The following is a 17,094-nucleotide window of genomic DNA, read 5'->3' as shown; positions in this document are numbered from 1 at the left end:
ATAAGTGAACCTGACCCCGTTATTCCGCGATAGCCATTAGACAATACTGGTGGACTCGCAGCCAAAGTCCAGCCAGTTGGCGAATGTCGCCAGCGCATTGATCAACAACAGAATTTGCTGCTGCTGACCGTGGCGGGTCAAACTATCTTTCAGTGCTTGGCCGTAGCGATGCGACTTCAGATCACGAAATGGGAGCTCGGTCTGCATCCATCGTGCATACACATTCACCAACTACTTTGCGCTGGGTGCTTGCAACTTGGTAGATGTAAACGATGAGGCATGGTTCGCTCTCACGCGCTGCACTTTAAAGACATTTAAAGAAAAAGAGGCAATTAACCCATCTGAATATCCCCGGCAGGACGACCACGCGGACGGCACGTCGTTGGCCTGCCCAATGCACGCTCCACCGTTGCCTGGAAGCGCGGGTCGCCCAAGGCATGAGGTGGAGGCAGATTGACTGTCCGTCCTCTGGGGCTAAACGCGCATGAAGCCATCTTGCATAGAAGACACCCGCTCGGCTGCATCGCAGCCCAGATGTAGATAGACCTCGTGCGGCGTGATGAGTTGGCTTTTCGCGCGCCCCAGTTGCGTGTGCACGCTTGACCAGCGGTACTCGGTTGGCAATGCCACCATGCGGGCGCGTACCGGATTGAGTTCGATGTAGCGCAAGACCGTGAGCACATACCTTTCGGTTTGCACCAAGCAGGACTTGAACCGCCCCTGCCACAGGGTTCCGCTGCGCCGGTGCCTGACGTTGAAGGCTTGCACATATGATTGGCCGCTAAGCCGCATCGCCGAAGACACTGCGCCAGCCTTCTCCGCCGAGACCCGCAGGTGCACGTGGTTGTCCATCAGCACAAACGCATGCACCCGCACAGCAAAGCGCTCGCAGGCCACGCGTAACAGCAAGCAATAGTGATGCCGATCCTCATCGTCCAAGAAGATCGCGTACCGGTTCACGCCTCTCTGGACGACATGCATCGGAACGCCGGGCAGTTCCAGACGCGGCTGACGCGGCATGGCCGGGCCTCCTGCTCAAGAAGAAGACCTCAGCCTGACGGGAGCGACACAGGTCCGCTATCAGACATCGCCGCGCGGGCCTGTACGACCGGTTCGCTTGATTACCTCCGTCCCCTTTTACCGCTGTCAAATTACCTCCGCCCCCTTTTGCCCGAGTGTCAGGCCCGCTCATTAGCCACGCAAGCCGAGCGCTGTCAACTGATGAGTGAATCTGGCCCGTTATCATCCTAGGAAGTGGCCAGCCAATCACCAATCTTTCCATCGACACCAACGATCAAATTGCTACAAAACGCGACAAGCTCAATGACCTCGACTTCCGTGGGATAGGTTAGAAGGCCACCGTGTGATATTTCATTTCTTCGTCCAACCATGCTATCGAGGCGGCCTACCGGAAGTCCTGCCAGATCCAATCCAATCACTTCTGAATTAAGAGTGAGAACGCTGCGATCAACATTTGAGTAGGTCATCACTAGGCCCTCAAAGCCACTAGCGTGGTCAACTGGCGCTTCCAACCAATCAACGAAGTTCTCAGAGAAAGTGGCTAATGCTTTGTACTGAGATCCAGTCTTGGGTGAAACTGGCTTGCCGGGCTGCATTGCATTGACCAGAGAAGCCAAGTAAGACTTCACGAATGGCTGCTTCTGTAGCCAAAGCGTCCTGTAGATTCCAGGATAAGCCCGAGCCCGCAACGCCAGCTGACATTTGCGCTTGATGCACAGAGTGAACGAAATCTTAAAGTAGCCTTCCCAGGCGGCGTAAATGATCGGAATCGCCAGAAGGTATTTGAAGCCATCTCTTGTTGCGTTCTCGTCAACGCAGTGCCTCTTTACGTCATCGAGAAGGGACACATGCCTTTCCCTTGCGGCCATTAGTTCTTGACGGGCTGCACGAAGTGTCAAGTGGCGAGCCATCAGCGGAACCAGCGCCGACCGAATGCGACCCTACCCAGCATCTTTGCCCTTGTATTTGATCCAGCACCAGTCAGCGCGAGCGCCTCCTCAACGGCGTGCATCTTGGAGATTCTTGAACGCAGAAACTTGACTCCGGAAGCCTCAACATTCTTGAGGTTTTGGTACACACCACACGCAACTATGTCGAAAAGGTTCGTACTGAAGGCACCCTTAAATATTCCGTCTTTCCGAAACCTGAACGCCTCTCCATTCGGATAGGCATTCGATATCAACGCGAACGTCTTCAGTACTGCCGATCTCATTCTTGGAGTAAAATTGAAATCCCCAGAAGATGCCAAGTACATAGCGCGATCCAAAAACTCATCAATTCTCTGCGTCGCAGGCTGAAAATTGCTAAATGCAATTAGACGCAAAATATTCTCTTGAATGCCCATTGCTCGCCTGTCAGCATCGGATAGCTTGAGCGCACTTATCACACCCGCATCGTTTGCGAGTTCCATCAATACGTCTGCGAATGCACTTCTAAACAATCTGGCAGAGCAGTTCCTAATCTCTTGATTTGAAAGAGTAGTGCCAGCACGATTTAGCCGCATGAAAACGTGATATTTTGCAAGTTCGCTTGATCTTCTCTGAATGAGAATCACCTGAATTCTTGCGTACCGAAGAGTACGCACGAGTGTTTCCGGCATCGATTCTAGAGTCAATCCTTCGAGTCCCTCAAGTATCGGAGCGGCCGTTAGCGTTGAAGGGATGGAGACATTGTTATCAAGGGGATTTTCCAGATTTACGCCATACGCTCCGGCCCCTTCCTCCTCAAATACGTCCGACGCAAAAAACTTAAGGACACTGCTAAATCTCTGAAGCCCGTCAATTACTTCGAATTTTGCATCCTCAGTCTCAGCCAAGAATATCGGCTGGGTCGGTATGCTTAGCAGCAACGATTCCAAGTACTGTGTCTGCTGATCCATCGTCCATCGGAATGCTCGCTGATATAAGGGATCAATCGAGATGTCGTGTTTCTTGAACTGATCAAGAAGCTCGTTCCATGTAGCAGTGTAAGTATCGACCACCACGTCGTGGCGCTGCCTCTCCACTTCTGCTATTAAATTACCTGACATCGAACTTCCCCTCAGTTGGCGGCAGTCGTATGAAAACTACCCATTATCATTTACGGCTTATTGATCCAATTTTTAACTTTACGCAGCAGCCTTTCGGCGATAGACCTGACGATGCAGGGAATCTCGCAGTTTAAGGCGCACGTCCCGCATCACATCGAAAACAACATCGCGGAGCCTGTCATACCTTTCCTTTGATACGCCAGTCATACTTTCACCGTGTGCGATACTATTGCGAATTCTAATCATTTTATTGATCGCATATTCATGGTGATCATAAAGATGATGATCAAGTCCAAGACGATAAAGAATCTTCCTCAAGACTACCGGCTTCAAGTTCGACTCGGTATTCACGACTCTATCATCGATGGAGAGTCTCCTACCCAATATCTCAGGGAGCACAGACATCAACTCTCGGTCCCTAGCGAACCTATGTAGATCGGAGTCATCCGGCAGCTCCCTAGAGAACTCAGGGCACTTCCGGTATGGATCGCGCAGTGCCTGCATTACGTCGCTAATACCTGCAGCAGCGATCTCTGCATTGGCATCACCGACAGCAATATTAAGCTCGTTCAGAAATTTCACGTAGACTTGGAGGCTGAACTTTACGCCACCTTCGAAGTGCGCATAGAGCATTAGTACCATTGCACGCCTATATCGGTCCGCATCGGCGATCTCCATTCGCGCAGCCAGATTCTGAAGAGCAAGTAGCTCATCTTGTCTGATAGCCCAACCATCCTCTAGCTCACTGAAGAACTCATCTTCTGTCACAGCGCCTCCATGACTTTCTCTACCATTCCAATCCTGGCGCGCAAAGGACCAGGCGAGTTCTTTCCGCCCCCCGTTGTTGCGGAAATGAAATCCGCATCCATCTTGATCGCGGTCACCGCGATCCTAAGCGCCTCTGGATCTCGGTCGGCCAGCTTTAAGAGCTTAGGAATGAACGGCTGGACACCAATACAGAGGGCCTCATAGTGGTAAACACTAAATCCGGACACGAGTTCCTTACCAATACCCGAAGGTCTCTTCTTGTTTTTCGCATTAGCGAATGAAAAGGCGTCACTACCGTAAGCTCTCGCTAGGACTTTGAACGTATCCTTGAAGGCCTGCTCTGCCTCTACGTAATCCAAAGGCATGTGTTCGTCGCGACCTGTATCGGACACCTTTTCCATATAGTCTGTTAGGAAATCAGAAACGTCATGCTTGAACGAAGCCAAGTCGTATTTGAATGCGAAGAACCTCAACACAAGCTCTTGGTCGTAAGAGTCTCTTAAGCGCTCATCAGTGAGATTCTGAATGCAGGTCTTGAAGTCTTCATTAGCAGACATTTCGGCCAAAAAGTCGGTGAACTTGTTGTCCAGAAGGCGAATAGTGCAGTTTCGGAGCTGCTGATCACTAAGAAGTATGCCTCCAGTATTCAAACGCTTAAACATATGATACTTCAACCGTGGGTCACTATTCTTTCTGATGACCTCAACACGGACGAATGAGCGCTTCAACCTGATCTGTAAAGCAGTGGGCAGATCCGAATACAACAACCCGTTTAATGCTGGCACGATGTCACAGTCTGCTAGCTTAAGAGATTCACCCAGTTGAACGCGGGGAAGCGAATAGGGCGAGTCCAGCACTCCCCTGAAGTGGAGATATGACGAAATTCTCTGGAGACCATCAATCAGCTCGTACTTCCCCACTTGGTCCTCAATGACATATATTGGAGGAACGGGCATTTCAAGTAGCAGACTCTCTATAAATCTTGACTGCGCACCGACAGTCCAACGGAAGATCCGCTGGTACTCAGGACTGATATTGAGTTCATGATCTGGCGACCTATACATGTCGTACAGCTCATTGAAAGATAGATCAAGGCTTTGCGTTTTCGCAGCACTTGATTCAGAGTCGAGAAGGTTAATCAGATCCATGATTCCCACCTTATTTTTTGAATGTAAGAACGCTCTCAATTGGGAAGGCGCCGGACGCATACATTTTACTTCCCGCATTGAGGGAGCGCATGCTTATCCTTTTCTCAAAATCATCTCTGCCAGTGCTACGCACCCCGAGTGACTCGAACATTTCGACAGTTATCGAGGCAAGGTCGTTTCGTATTCCCTTGTACTCCGAGTCCTGAACCACGAAGACAGCCGCACCTCCCTTTTTCAGGACACGCTGACACTCCTCGATCGATTCGAATAGCCCTTTGAAATACTGGACATGCGATTTAAGATAATAAGTGGATGACGCTTTCGAAGGATGGCTCCGCACAGAGTCGAGGAATGTGCAACACGACGCCCCCCAACGCTGGTCGATATCGCCAATATCTTTTTCGACCGTCGTGGTTCCCATGAGCGATCTTCTCAATAAGTCAAAAGATTTTTTTCCAGTACCAAGAACGGCAAGTTCTGGGATGGTCGAAATTCCGTAGTCAATACGGGTGCAGTATGGCGGAGATGTAAGAATCAAGTCCACCACGCCATCTTTCAGTGGGATTGCTTGCGACAGCGATGCACTCAGCGTTCCCATGCCCAAGCTAATGTCACTCCGATCGACATCCGATGAAAGTTGCTTCCATATCGAGACAATCTCGGCACGGGCAGCTTCTGAAGAAAGCTCGATGAATTCAGCACTAGACAACTTATGCCAAGTAGGATTCGTTGTTTTCGAGCCCTTCGCCAAGCTCCTTGCAGCCCGAAAAAGTGTCAAATACATCAGCGCAAGTTCTGGCTTCATCTCCTCCGGAATCTCAGGAAAGGAATCCAATTCTGCGCATAAGTTTCTCAGGCTGCGTTCGATGCTCCTTATCTCGGTAGCCGGGCCGGGCGGTAGCAGTCCCAGCAACGGATCTTCCGAATGAATTGTCGAGGACCGACACGATCGGGACGCCAGAATCGCCTCGAATGCTCCCCTAGATGCGGCAAGCTGTCTCGCTGAAACCTGTTTAGCTCGCGCCACGATAACCATTGCGGGATTCGCATCCCCCCCCCAAGTTCGGTAGCCTTCGGCCTGAGCAACAGTTGTCGTTGTCCCAGCCCCATTCCAAGGATCCGCAATGAGAGCAGCCGGCAAAAGCCGGCTGCTCTGGAGAACGTAACTAACGAATTGAGGCGAGAAGCCTGCGTAGTATGGATACCAACTCGCACGGCCATCCGTAGCCTTTGGATCGCGTTTTGGATTGATCACTGTTTCACGTTTCAACCTTAACGTTAACCTCAAACCCCAACAGGATTCGCCTTCTCAGGATCAATCTTGTACTGCTTGATCGCCCTTGCCACATCCTTGCCCGTCATCTTGCCATCCTTCGCCAGCGCCGCAATCGCCGCGTGCGCGATGTAGTAACGGTCGACCTCGAAGAACCGGCGCAGGTTGGCACGCGTATCCGAACGGCCGAAGCCATCCGTGCCGAGGACGGTGTAGGTCATCGGGACGAAGGCGCGGATCTGGTCGGCGAAGGCGCGTACGTAGTCGGTTGCAGCGATGGCCGGGCCCTGGCGGCCTTCCAGCAGCTGGGTGACGTACGGCTTGCGCTGTTCGGCTTCCGGGTGCAGGCGGTTCCAGCGTTCAACGTCGAAGCCGTCGCGGCGGACTTCGTTGAGGCTGGGGCAGGACCAGATGTCGGCGGTGACGCCGAAGTCCTTGTTGAGCAGTTCGGCCGCGGCAATGGCTTCGCGCAGGATGGTGCCGCTGCCCAGCAGCTGCACGCGCAGCTCGCCCTTCTTGGGCTTGCCGGCGTCGGTGAGCAGGTACATGCCCTTGATGATGCCTTCGGCTGCGCCGTCTGGCATGCCGGGGTGGGCGTAGTTCTCGTTCATCAGGGTGATGTAGTAGTACTCGTCGATCTGGTCTTCCATCATCGACTTCATGCCGTGCTGCATGATGACGGTGACTTCGAAGCCGAAGGTCGGGTCGTAGCTACGCACGTTGGGGATCGAGCCGGCGATGACCTGGCTGAAGCCGTCTTCGTGCTGCAGGCCTTCGCCGTTGAGCGTGGTGCGGCCGGCGGTGCCGCCGAGCAGGAAGCCACGCGTGCGCATGTCTGCTGCCTGCCAGGCGATGTCGCCCACGCGCTGGAAGCCGAACATGGAGTAGTAGATGTAGAACGGCAGCATCGGCACATCGGAGACCGAATAGCTTGTGCCGGCGGCCATCCAGGAGGCAATCGCACCCGGTTCGCTGATGCCCTGCTGCAGCACCTGGCCGGTCTGGTCTTCGCGGTAGTACATCAGCTGGTCGGCGTCGACCGGCTTGTACTTCTGGCCGAACGGGGCATAGATGCCGATCTGGCGGAACATGCCTTCCATACCGAAAGTGCGCGCTTCATCGGCCACGATCGGCACGATGCGCGGGCCCAGTTCCTTGTCGCGCAGGGCGATGTTGAGGCTCTGCACGAAGGACATGGTGGTGGAATAGCTGCGCTCGCCGCTGTCCTTGAGCAGGCGCTCGAACTTGTCGAGCGTGGGCGCAACGAAGGACTTGCTGGCCTTGGGACGGCGCTGCGGCAGGAAGCCGCCCAGCACGTTGCGACGGTCCTTCAGATACTGCACTTCCGGGGAATCGTCGCCGGGGTGGTAGAACGGCACCTGGCCGTCTTCCAGCTGGGCGTCGGTAACCGGAATGTTGAAGCGGTCGCGGAAGTGCTTGACCGCCGCGTCGTCCAGCTTCTTGGTCTGGTGGGTGGGGTTGAGCGCCTCACCGGCCGAGCCCATACCGTAGCCCTTGACCGTCTTGGCCAGGATCACGGTGGGCATGCCCTTGGTGTTCACGGCCTGGTGGTAGGCGGCGTAGACCTTGTGCGGGTCGTGGCCGCCACGGTTGAGGCGCCAGATGTCGTCGTCGGACAGGCCGGCCACCATGGCCGCGGTCTCCGGGTGTTTGCCGAAGAAATTCTCGCGGGTGTAGGCGCCGCCGAAGGCCTTGCAGTTCTGGTATTCGCCGTCGACGGTTTCCATCATCAGCTTCTTGAGGACGCCGTCGGTGTCCTTGGCCAGCAGGGCATCCCAGTAACCGCCCCACAGCAGTTTGATGACGTTCCAGCCGCCGCCACGGAACACGCCTTCCAGTTCCTGGATGATCTTGCCGTTGCCGCGCACCGGGCCGTCCAGGCGCTGCAGGTTGCAGTTGACCACGAAGATGAGGTTGTCCAGGCCTTCGCGGCCGGCAAGGGCAATCGCGCCGAGGGTTTCCGGCTCGTCCGACTCGCCGTCGCCGATGAAGCACCACACCTTGCGGTCGGACTTCTCGATGAGGCCGCGGTTTTCCAGGTAGCGCATGAACTGCGCCTGGTAGATGGCGGCCAGCGGGCCCAGGCCCATCGACACGGTGGGGGTCTGCCAGAACTCGGGCATCAGCCACGGGTGCGGGTAGGAGGAGATGCCCTGGCCGTCCACTTCCATACGGAAGTTGTCCAGCTGGGCCTGGCTGATGCGGCCTTCCAGGAAGGCGCGGGCGTAGATGCCCGGCGCGCTATGGCCCTGGACGAACAGCAGGTCGCCCGGATGGCTGTCGGAGGGCGCGCGCCAGAAGTGGTTGAAGCCCACGTCGTACAGCGTGGCGCTGGAGGCGAACGAGGCGATGTGGCCGCCCAGGTCACCCGGCTTGCGGTTGGCCCGCACGACGGTGGCCATGGCGTTCCAGCGGATGATCGAGCGGATCTTCCACTCCAGCGCGGAGTCGCCGGGGTTCTTGGCCTCGTTGGCCGGAGAGATGGTGTTGACGTACTCGGTGGTGGGCGAGAACGGCAGGTAAGCGCCGGCGCGGCGGGTCTGTTCGACCATGCCTTCCAGCAGCTGATGGGCGCGCTCCGGGCCTTCGACGTCGATGACGGCCTTGATCGATTCGAGCCACTCCTGCGTCTCTAGCGGGTTCGGATCGTTGTGCAGCACTTCGTTCAACCAGTTCATTAGCGCTCCCGGGGGGACACACCCCGCGGGTGTGTCGACATCGTGAATTCGTGAACCCCCAAGTGTACCGCACGCACCTGTTGGCATTCCTCGCTACGGGTGCGTATGGAATGGGATGGTGTGTGCATGGGCGGGGGTGATGGCGGGTGCTGTGCACACGGGCGCGGCCGGTGTACGACCAAAGGATGAGGGGCATGGGCGGGTGATGCGCACGCGGCCATTGCCGCTCGGGCACAGGCGGAATGCACCCACACAGGTGCACGTGTTTGTAGGAGCGCACCTGGGCGCGATGGGCTTTACCGGTGACGCCCGTCGCGCCCAGGTGTGCTCCTACGGGTGTGCGGGATGGCCGCGGTCTGCTGGTCCGGCAGGCTGGCGTCGGTAGGACGTCGGGCCATCGGCGTTGGTGGGCAGATACCGTCGATGCAGCGTTTGCGCTGCGCGGCTAGGTACGCGTGCAGGCACGACCATCCCGTAGGAGCGCACCTGGGCGCGATGGGGCTTTACCGGTAACGCCACAGTCGCGCCCGGGTGCGCTCCTACGGGTGTGCGGGATGGCCGCAGTCTGCTGGTGCGGCGGGCTGGCGTCGGTAGGACGTCAGGCCATCGGCGTTGGTGGGCAGGTAACGTCGATGCAGCGCTTGCGCTGCGCAGCTCGACACGCGTGCAGGCCCGACCATCCCGTAGGAGCGCACCTGGGCGCGATGGGCTTTACCGGTAACGCCACAGTCGCGCCCGGGTGCGCTCCTACACGGTGGGCGAGGTTTGGCGGGGCTGGAGGGCCCCGCCGTGTTCGCTGGGATGCCGGTCAGAACGCCTGCAGCGCTTCGGTCAGTTGGCCGTTGTTGTTGACTGCGCCCATGGTGTAGCCCTGCCAACCCGGGTAGGCGTTGGGTTCCCAGTAGAAGACGCCGAGCACGCGTGAGCCGATGGCGTTGCTGCGGCTGAGCAGGTTGGTGAGCATGGCGCGGGTGGTGGCGGCCTGCTGCCAGTCCATGCCGACCTCGGCCACCACCACGTCGGTGCCGTAGCGTTTGATCATGTCGCGCATGTTGGTGTCCAGCCGGGTGTTGTAATCCTGCCAGCTGCCCACCGGCGGATAGTGCGACATGCCGATGACGTCCCATTTGCCGCCGGCCGAGCGCAGGTTGTCGAAGAACCAGCGGAAGTTGGCGTTGTCGTAGCCGTTGGCCAGATGCACGATGACCTTGGCATTGGGATACACCGCCTTGGTCGCGTTGTAGCCGCTGTTGATGAACTGCCCCAGGTTGGCGAAGTTGGGCGTCTTGCCCTGGTCCCACAGCATGCCGCTGTTGATCTCGTTGCCCACCTGCACCCAGGTGACGGTGATGCCGTTGTCCTTGAGATATTTGAGGATGCCCTGGGTGTGGTTGTAGACGTCGGTATTGAGCTGGGCCACGGAATGCCCTGCCCAGGCAGCCGGTTTGTTCTGCTTGCCAGGGTCGGCCCAGCTGTCGCTGTAATGAAAGTCGATCATGATGCGCATGCCCTGCGCGGTGGCGCGCTTGGCCTTGTCGAGTGTGTCGCGGCCATCGTTCCAGCCGCCGGACGGGTTGACCCACACGCGCAGGCGCACGGCGTTGCCGCCGACATCCTTGAATAGCTTGAGGAAGTCGGTGGTCTTGTTGGAGGCGTCGCGAAACACCTGCGGCGGATTATTGGCCGCCTGTTGATTGAGCCAGCTGACATCGGCGCCTTTGGCGATGCCCTGTGCGCCTGCGCTCAGGCTGACCAACGACAGCAGCAGCACCAACAGTAGGCGGCTGTAACGCGTACTCACCACACTCATGAACCCTCTCCCTTGATCGATAGATGTCGCGCCAGATGGCGCCCTGCCTGATCCCCTGCTTTCGATCCGCGTGGCGTGGCGTGACGGGTCGTACAAGACACGGCCAGCTGCACTGCGAAACGCTGGCGATTCAAACATGGACGTTTCGATCGCTCGAGGTCGCTATAGCTCAGCGGTGATGTCGGAATACCTCTATGCGAAAAAATACGGTAATGGCGTACATGCGCGTTGGTTACCGGCGTGTCTGTTGTGCGGCTGCAGCAAGAAACAGCTGCATCTGCGCGCAAACAGGCAACAAAAACGCCGGCAAGCCGGCGTGTCTGTGGAAGTGCTGGATGTACGCGATGCGCGCAGGGCGGGCTGCCACCTGCAACCGCGCGGAGTGCTCAGCCCATCGCGCGTGCACCCTGCTGCTGTTGCTGGGTCTGCGTTTGTTGTTGTTCCAGCGCCACCGCCTGGCGCGCTGAATTTTCGGCCACCCGCTGGCTGCTCTGCTCCAACGGTGTGTTGATCGCGGTCATGGTTTCGACGCTGACGCGCAACTGCGCCGGATCATCGGCGCGCCCCTGCACGGCGAAAGTCCGGGCGGCATCGGGACTCATTGCCACCGAATCGATACGCTGGCCGCCGGCGGCATGCATCTCCGAGGCGAGCGCGCCAGACAGCTGCGCGCTGTGCTGATCCGGCGTACGGCCAGCACGCACGTCTTGCGCATGTACGCCACGCTGGGCGTCCTGGAACAAGGGGTTACCCACGTGCCCAGGTTGATCGATGCGCAACGAGGTGTGGTCGTTGCCATGCTCACGCGCATCGCGCTTGGCCGGCTCGCCTGGAGCGAGGGGGCCACGAACGGCGTCGACCACATCCTGCCCAAGGCCTGGTGCACCGCGCGTCAGGATGGTAGTACCGGTACGCAACCCGTTCACGTCGCTGCGGTATTCCTCAATCATCCGCGCGTTCTTTTCGGCGAGCGGACGTGCGTTTGGATCGGTGAGCGCGGAATGCTCCCCTAAAAAATTGCCCAATTTGTGCGCACCCAACGATGCCGTAGCTGCCATCAGCGGATCGTCGGGAATCAGGAAGTTGGCCTTACTATTGCTATAACCGCTAGCGCTCAAGGCGAGCATTTCAGTGGGCTTGGCATAAATCCGCACCTGGCCAAAATGCGGTGATGCCGCACTGACCGGGTCGGAGGCCATGACGTGATTGATCACGCTGTTGCCGCCTTCCGGGATGCGATAGCTCAGGCTGGCTGCACCATACGAATTGAAGGTTTCGCCCTTGAGGTCGTAATGGTGTGCGGAGATCTGTGCGAGTGCGCCGCCGAGGGAGTGACCGGTGACGGTGACTTCCGGTGCATGGCCGCTTCGCTGGCCAGCGACCTCCGCATAATCAAGCGCATGTTTGGTCAACGCTAGCGCATCAGCCGCCTGCGGATTGGTTCGCGACGTGACCATGGTGGCGTCGGTGAGAATGTCATTGGCCACACCTTCGGTGCCGCGATGCGCGACCACGATTTCGCCACTGCCTTCGCGGCGGTAAATCGTGCCTTGGTAGCCAGTGGACTTGTTGTTGACGTGTTCGAGAACCGCGTAACGCTGACCCTCGACCACGACGATTTCTTCCTGACCCGGCGCGCGCCGACCGACTGCGCGATCCTTGTAGACATCGTCAGACAAGCCTGCATATTGCGGTGACGGGATGCTCATGGCGCAACTTCCTTGGCAGCCAGCGTGATGGTGAAGAGATTGTCGCGGATGTCGGGCTTGAACTTCTCAGGAGTCAATTCACCTACATCGGGGAAGTCGTCCATTCCCGAACGTGGATAGCCCTCTCTCCAGTAATACTTTGTCTGCGACTGCTGTGCAGTCACGGTCTTGCCTTCGACAGAAAAAAGAAAACGGGTGTCTTCTTCCGCACCAGTCGCCTTCAGCATCACGCTGGCGCCACTGAATTCCCAATGACAGACGCCGCGACCGTAATAGTCTTCGTCCTGCATCAGGTCTAGATAGACGGTGCCGCGATACTCGGTATCGGACACCTTCTTCAGCGCGAAGTCTTCCTGACTGGTGATGCGGCCGGCGGTGCCGGTCTCCGGCTGGATCTTGCCGCACTCGGCTTCGTTGCTGACGTCGTACTGCGCCGCGCCCTGCACCAGACCGAACGCGCCAGGCGCGTTCTTCAGGGTGAGCGTGACCTCGAACGCCTTGCGTGGACTGGGATTCAGCTTGGCAAGGCCGCGGCCGCCCGCCTCGACGTTGGCTTCTGCAGCGGCCTCGGTAGCGGGGGATTGGGTCTGGGTCATGCTGGTCTCCGGGGCGCTACAGGCCGTAAGCAATAGGGCCAGCAGGCTTGGGGTCAGAATCTGGCGCAAGGCCGGCCTCCGTGGCAGTTGGGCAGCCAATCTAGTCCGCCTGCGCTCGGGGGGCAATCGCGGCGGCGTGAGGATGAGGCCGCTGCCGGAGATTGTGGGTGAGCGCAAAGCTGCCATGATCGAGCACAGCCATCGCCAGGGAGTGCGCGCCATCGTTACCCGCCCACCAGCGCCCACGCCGTCCGCACCGGCCGCCCCGCGCGTGCACTGGCGTAATAGCTTGCGGATGCGGGTGATGCTGGCGGCCACCGGCGTGCTGGTGGCGTTGCTGGCGGTGCTGGGCACGCTGTTCTACCTGGGCGCACGCGCCGAGCTGGTGGAGGCCGCGCGCAACGAGGTGGACGGGTTGACCGAGCAGACCGCGCGCAGCCTGGCGGCGATGCTGGATTCGGTACAGGTGAGCGGGCGCACGTTGGCGGCCAGCAGCGGCGCGGTGGGGTTGCAGCCGTTCAACCTGCGCGCGTTGTTGCTGGCCACGCTCAGTGGCGACCCGGATATCGGCGCGGCGCGGCTGATCATCGAACCGCGAACGCAAAAAGCGCGCGATACCGGCTTTCTCTGGTACGTGCATCGCGATGGCACGCGCACCGTTGAAAAATCGGTGACGGAGCTGGGCTACGACTATCGCGCGATGCCGTGGTACCTGCGCACGCAGCGCGAAGGCCGCGCGTGGTGGTCCGAGCCGTACCTCAACAGCAATGGCGGCAGTGCGCTGTACACCAGCTACAACCTGCCGCTGCGGCGCCCGGGCGATGCACCTGATGCGGCGCCCGTGGGCATGGTGAGCGTGGACCTGCCGCTGCAGCATCTGCGCGAGATCATCGACCAATTGCCACGCGATATCGGTATCCAGCCGATGCTGTTGTCGCCGGAAGGCATGCTGGTATTCAGCCCCGACCCGGCGCTTAACCTGCATCACACGCTGGACGCTTATGTGGCGCGCTCGCGGCCAGATCTGCGGCCATTGCAGCGGGCACTTGCGGCCGGCCAGCCGATTTCGTTTTCGCACACTGCGCCGGATGGCGAACGCTTCCTGACCCATAGTGCGGCAGTTGGGCACAGCGGCTGGACATTCGTGTTGTCCGCCTCGGAAGACTACGTATTGGCTGGCCTGAACTGGCTGGCGGCGTGGGTGGCAGCGGCTGCGTTGCTGGGTGCGGGCGTGTGGTGGTGGTTGATGGGGCGGATTACGCGCAAGTTGACGCGGCCGATCGAGGAATTGACCGACACCGCCGAGCATTTCCGACGTGGCGAATTCGAGTATCCATTGCGGCATATCGAGCGCGATGACGAGGTGGGGGTGATGGCGCGCGCGTTCGACAGCGCACGCGATGCGATCCGTCACCATATCGCCGAGATTGGCGAGATGACCGCTGCGCGCGAACGCATGCAGAGCGAGCTGCAGATTGCGCGCGAGATCCAGCAGGCGATGCTGCCGTCCGGACGCACCTTCGACCGTGCAAGTTCGCACCTGGAAGCCTGCGCCTGGCTGGAGCCGGCCAAGGCGGTGGGCGGCGACTTCTATCACTTCGTCGAAACCGAACCCGGGCTGCTGTGGTTCGTGGTTGGCGATGTATCGGACAAGGGCGTGCCGGCGGCGTTGTTCATGGCGCGCGCGGTGAGCGTGCTGGAAATCGCCGCTCGCCGGTACACGCGCCCGGACGGCATCCTGATTGCCGCCTCCACGCGGCTGGCCGAGAACAACGACACCTGTATGTTCGCCACCGTGCTGTGCGGCTTGATCAATGTGGTGAGCGGCGATTACTGGCTGGCCAGCGCCGGGCACGAGCCGCCGCTGTTGATCGACATCGATGGCAAGACGCATGCGTTGCCGCTGGAAACCGGCCCGCCGCTGGGGATCGAACCGCAGACCTCGTTTCCGGTACTGCAGGGCCGGATGACCGCGGGGCAGACCTTGTTGGGGTATACCGACGGGGTGATCGAGGCGATGGACGAGCACGGCGCCAGCTATGGGCTGGAGCGGCTGCTGGCCACGCTGCACCCGCGCCGCAGTGCGGCGGCGCAGTGCAAGGCGGTGATCGCCAATATCGCCCGCTTTACCGGCAACGCCGATCCGTACGACGATATCACCCTGCTGGCGATCCGGCTGCGCCAGGAGCATGCTGGACGGGTCGCAGAGACCGGCCGGGGCGTCCCCGGGGAGGCAACCAGCCCATGAAGTTCGATCTGGCCATTGCACCGTCGCTGGCCCAGTTGGCCGGCGCCAACGACGCGCTGGAAGACTCGCTCACCCGTGAGGGCCTGCACGCCGAGCGCATCGGCCAGATCCGGCTGATTGTGGAAGAGCTGGGCTGCAATGCGCTCACCCACGGGCAGTGCGCCGAACAGCCGCTACGGCTGCAGCTGCAACTGGACCAGCAGGCCCTGGTGCTGGAAATGCACGACCCCGGCACCGCGTTCGACCCGTGCGCTGCGCCAATGCCCGATGTGACAAGCGAGCTCGACGATCGCCAGATCGGCGGTTTAGGCTTGTTTCTGGTGCATCAGTTCGCCGATCACATCGACTACCGCCGCGATGGTGCATACAACATCGTGCGCGTCACCCTGCTCCACCCGTACGCCCCTGTCCCCGAGGCTTTGTCATGACCACGCTCGCCATCCAGATCGACCCGCCGCAAGACACCCGCCAACGCGTCATCCTGACCGGGCGGCTGGACACTCACACCTACCAGGACCTGGACGCGGCACTGTCGCCGTTGCTGGGCACCCGCATCACCACGCTGGTGCTGGACCTGTCCGCGCTGGAATACATCTCCAGCGCCGGCATCCGCTGCATCTTCAAGGCGCGCAAGGCGCTGGCCGCGCACCACGGCAAGGTGCTGGTGACCAACCCGCAACCGCAGATCCGCAAGGTCTTCGACATGGTCAAGGCAGTGCCGCTGAGCGATGTGTTCGCGTCCACCGAAGAACTGGACGCCTACTTGGCCGCAATGCAGCGCAAGGTCATCGAACAAAGCGCGCAGAGCGATGCACCCATCGTGTCGCATTTCGCCGAAGCGTAAGCCGCATCGCCTGCGCGCACACGTGGGGACGTGTGCGCGTGTGGCATGTGCGCGGGCTTGGTTAGGCTATGACGCCCCATTCGCAGCGTCGCAATGCCTGCACTGATCATTTTCGATTTCGACGGCACCCTGGCCGATTCGTTCGGCTTCTTCCTGAGCACGCAGCGCGCATTGGCTGCGCGACATGGCTTCCGCGCGGCAGAAGCGCATGAGGTGGACGCCGCGCGCCGGCTGACCACGCGCGAACTGCTCAAACAATCGGGATTGCCTGCCTGGCGGGTACCGCTGGTGGCGGCCGACTTCATCCGGCTGATGCGCGGCGCGCCACCGGCTGCGTTATTTCCCGGCATTGCGCAAACCGTGAGCGCGCTGCATGCAGGTGGTACGCGCTTGGCGGTGGTGTCGTCCAACTCGGTGGACAACGTGCAACGCGCGCTGGGGGAGGAACTGAGCGCGAAATTTGCCGTCATCGAGGGCGGCGCGCATCTGCTGGGCAAGCAACGCGCCCTGCGCCGCGTCTTGCGCGCAACCGCACACACGCCAGCGCAGGCGGTCTACGTGGGCGACCAGGTCGCCGACTGGGAAGCGGCGCAGGTCCTCGGCCTGCCGTTTGCCGCCGTCGCCTGGGGCTACGCCCACCCGGACGTGTTTGCCGGGCTGGCCGGAACCTCGCTGATCGAACGGGTGGACGATTTACTGGCGCTGGGGATGCGTTAGCGACGGCAAAGCGCAGCAGCCTTCGTGAACCTTCTCCCACAGAGGGAGACGTAACACCTGCTTGCGCTGAGCGGCGATCGGCACACTGGCACCTCCTTCCCCGGCCCAGCTCTGGGCGCTCGCTGATGTTGGTGTTTGCCGTGGTGAGCAGGCGCTGTTGTTCTTGCTGTTGTTCTTGCTGTTGTTCTTGCTGTTGTTCTTGCTGTTGTTCTTGCTGTTGTTCTTGCTGTTGT

At 59.5% G+C, this 17,094-nt stretch carries 15 protein-coding genes and 1 pseudogene; 4 read left to right on the top strand and 12 right to left on the bottom strand.

The annotated features are described in order from the left end of the window. Positions 1-39 precede the first annotated feature (39 nt). The 11 genes and pseudogenes from ABQU90_RS13360 to ABQU90_RS13310 form a co-directional block, all read right to left on the bottom strand. Positions 40-304, bottom strand: a pseudogene (locus ABQU90_RS13360) (IS4 family transposase); the annotation flags it as partial. A 170-nt stretch (positions 305-474) separates the two neighbouring features. Beyond that, entirely contained in the window at positions 475-1,020 is a 546-nt protein-coding gene (locus ABQU90_RS13355) for a transposase (RefSeq protein WP_323521451.1), read from the bottom strand. A 227-nt stretch (positions 1,021-1,247) separates the two neighbouring features. Continuing rightward, complete coding sequence (locus tag ABQU90_RS13350; protein WP_323521450.1) at positions 1,248-1,868, bottom strand: HEPN domain-containing protein; 621 nt, start codon at positions 1,866-1,868, stop codon at positions 1,248-1,250. A 62-nt stretch (positions 1,869-1,930) separates the two neighbouring features. Continuing rightward, entirely contained in the window at positions 1,931-3,049 is a 1,119-nt protein-coding gene (locus tag ABQU90_RS13345; RefSeq protein ID WP_323521449.1) for a GmrSD restriction endonuclease domain-containing protein, read from the bottom strand. A 78-nt stretch (positions 3,050-3,127) separates the two neighbouring features. Continuing rightward, complete coding sequence (locus ABQU90_RS13340; RefSeq protein ID WP_323521447.1) at positions 3,128-3,817, bottom strand: MAE_28990/MAE_18760 family HEPN-like nuclease; 690 nt, start codon at positions 3,815-3,817, stop codon at positions 3,128-3,130. Beyond that, entirely contained in the window at positions 3,814-4,965 is a 1,152-nt protein-coding gene (locus ABQU90_RS13335; RefSeq protein ID WP_323521446.1) for a GmrSD restriction endonuclease domain-containing protein, read from the bottom strand. The genes ABQU90_RS13340 and ABQU90_RS13335 overlap by 4 nt, the downstream gene beginning before the upstream one ends. Positions 4,966-4,975: 10 nt before the next feature. Continuing rightward, positions 4,976-6,220: a DNA methyltransferase gene (locus ABQU90_RS13330; RefSeq protein ID WP_323521444.1), complete on the bottom strand. Its 1,245-nt coding sequence runs from the start codon at positions 6,218-6,220 to the stop codon at positions 4,976-4,978. 29 nt (positions 6,221-6,249) lie between these two features. Beyond that, complete coding sequence (gene aceE / locus ABQU90_RS13325; protein ID WP_323521442.1) at positions 6,250-8,937, bottom strand: pyruvate dehydrogenase (acetyl-transferring), homodimeric type; 2,688 nt, start codon at positions 8,935-8,937, stop codon at positions 6,250-6,252. 808 nt (positions 8,938-9,745) lie between these two features. Beyond that, on the bottom strand, positions 9,746-10,747 hold the full coding sequence (locus ABQU90_RS13320) for an arabinogalactan endo-1,4-beta-galactosidase (protein ID WP_115526953.1): 1,002 nt from the start codon (positions 10,745-10,747) through the stop codon (positions 9,746-9,748). Positions 10,748-11,133: 386 nt separating this feature from the next. Next, positions 11,134-12,456, bottom strand: coding sequence for an XVIPCD domain-containing protein (locus ABQU90_RS13315; protein WP_323521441.1), 1,323 nt, complete (start codon positions 12,454-12,456; stop codon positions 11,134-11,136). After that, positions 12,453-13,052: a hypothetical protein gene (locus ABQU90_RS13310; RefSeq protein WP_161963806.1), complete on the bottom strand. Its 600-nt coding sequence runs from the start codon at positions 13,050-13,052 to the stop codon at positions 12,453-12,455. Before ABQU90_RS13310 ends, ABQU90_RS13315 begins: the two co-directional genes overlap by 4 nt. Positions 13,053-13,347: 295 nt before the next feature. Between ABQU90_RS13310 and ABQU90_RS13305 the strand changes: the two genes are divergently transcribed. The 4 genes from ABQU90_RS13305 to ABQU90_RS13290 all read left to right on the top strand — a co-directional run bounded on the left by ABQU90_RS13305 (position 13,348) and on the right by ABQU90_RS13290 (position 16,861). Then, on the top strand, positions 13,348-15,300 hold the full coding sequence (locus tag ABQU90_RS13305; protein ID WP_323521802.1) for a SpoIIE family protein phosphatase: 1,953 nt from the start codon (positions 13,348-13,350) through the stop codon (positions 15,298-15,300). Beyond that, positions 15,297-15,728, top strand: coding sequence for an ATP-binding protein (locus tag ABQU90_RS13300; protein WP_055853031.1), 432 nt, complete (start codon positions 15,297-15,299; stop codon positions 15,726-15,728). The genes ABQU90_RS13305 and ABQU90_RS13300 overlap by 4 nt, the downstream gene beginning before the upstream one ends. Continuing rightward, positions 15,725-16,144, top strand: a complete 420-nt coding sequence (locus ABQU90_RS13295; RefSeq protein ID WP_055853034.1) for an STAS domain-containing protein — start codon at positions 15,725-15,727, stop codon at positions 16,142-16,144. Before ABQU90_RS13300 ends, ABQU90_RS13295 begins: the two co-directional genes overlap by 4 nt. Positions 16,145-16,237: 93 nt before the next feature. After that, the gene (locus ABQU90_RS13290; RefSeq protein WP_323521440.1) at positions 16,238-16,861 is read left to right on the top strand and encodes an HAD hydrolase-like protein; all 624 of its coding nucleotides are present in this window, start codon (positions 16,238-16,240) and stop codon (positions 16,859-16,861) included. On the opposite strand, the gene ABQU90_RS13285 is transcribed toward ABQU90_RS13290, so the two are convergent. After that, a partial coding sequence (locus tag ABQU90_RS13285) for a hypothetical protein (RefSeq protein WP_349780864.1) occupies positions 16,838-17,094 on the bottom strand: 257 nt, incomplete at its 5' end. The two genes, ABQU90_RS13290 and ABQU90_RS13285, sit on opposite strands and share 24 nt — an antisense overlap.

This window comes from Xanthomonas sp. WHRI 10207 (assembly GCF_040202975.1).
Taxonomy (GTDB): Bacteria; Pseudomonadota; Gammaproteobacteria; order Xanthomonadales; family Xanthomonadaceae; genus Xanthomonas.
Note: the sequence above shows the minus strand (reverse complement) of the source record. Positions and strands in the feature narration are given on the sequence as shown.

Coding starts and splice junctions, on each gene's coding strand:
- ABQU90_RS13335 (WP_323521446.1), bottom strand. CDS start 4,965: ATGGATCTGATTAACCTTCTCGACTCTGAATCAAGTGCTGCGAAAACG.
- ABQU90_RS13310 (WP_161963806.1), bottom strand. CDS start 13,052: ATGACCCAGACCCAATCCCCCGCTACCGAGGCCGCTGCAGAAGCCAAC.
- ABQU90_RS13295 (WP_055853034.1), top strand. CDS start 15,725: ATGACCACGCTCGCCATCCAGATCGACCCGCCGCAAGACACCCGCCAA.
- ABQU90_RS13320 (WP_115526953.1), bottom strand. CDS start 10,747: ATGAGTGTGGTGAGTACGCGTTACAGCCGCCTACTGTTGGTGCTGCTG.
- ABQU90_RS13315 (WP_323521441.1), bottom strand. CDS start 12,456: ATGAGCATCCCGTCACCGCAATATGCAGGCTTGTCTGACGATGTCTAC.
- ABQU90_RS13300 (WP_055853031.1), top strand. CDS start 15,297: ATGAAGTTCGATCTGGCCATTGCACCGTCGCTGGCCCAGTTGGCCGGC.
- ABQU90_RS13305 (WP_323521802.1), top strand. CDS start 13,348: ATGCGGGTGATGCTGGCGGCCACCGGCGTGCTGGTGGCGTTGCTGGCG.
- aceE (WP_323521442.1), bottom strand. CDS start 8,937: ATGAACTGGTTGAACGAAGTGCTGCACAACGATCCGAACCCGCTAGAG.
- ABQU90_RS13345 (WP_323521449.1), bottom strand. CDS start 3,049: ATGTCAGGTAATTTAATAGCAGAAGTGGAGAGGCAGCGCCACGACGTG.
- ABQU90_RS13355 (WP_323521451.1), bottom strand. CDS start 1,020: ATGCCGCGTCAGCCGCGTCTGGAACTGCCCGGCGTTCCGATGCATGTC.
- ABQU90_RS13290 (WP_323521440.1), top strand. CDS start 16,238: ATGCCTGCACTGATCATTTTCGATTTCGACGGCACCCTGGCCGATTCG.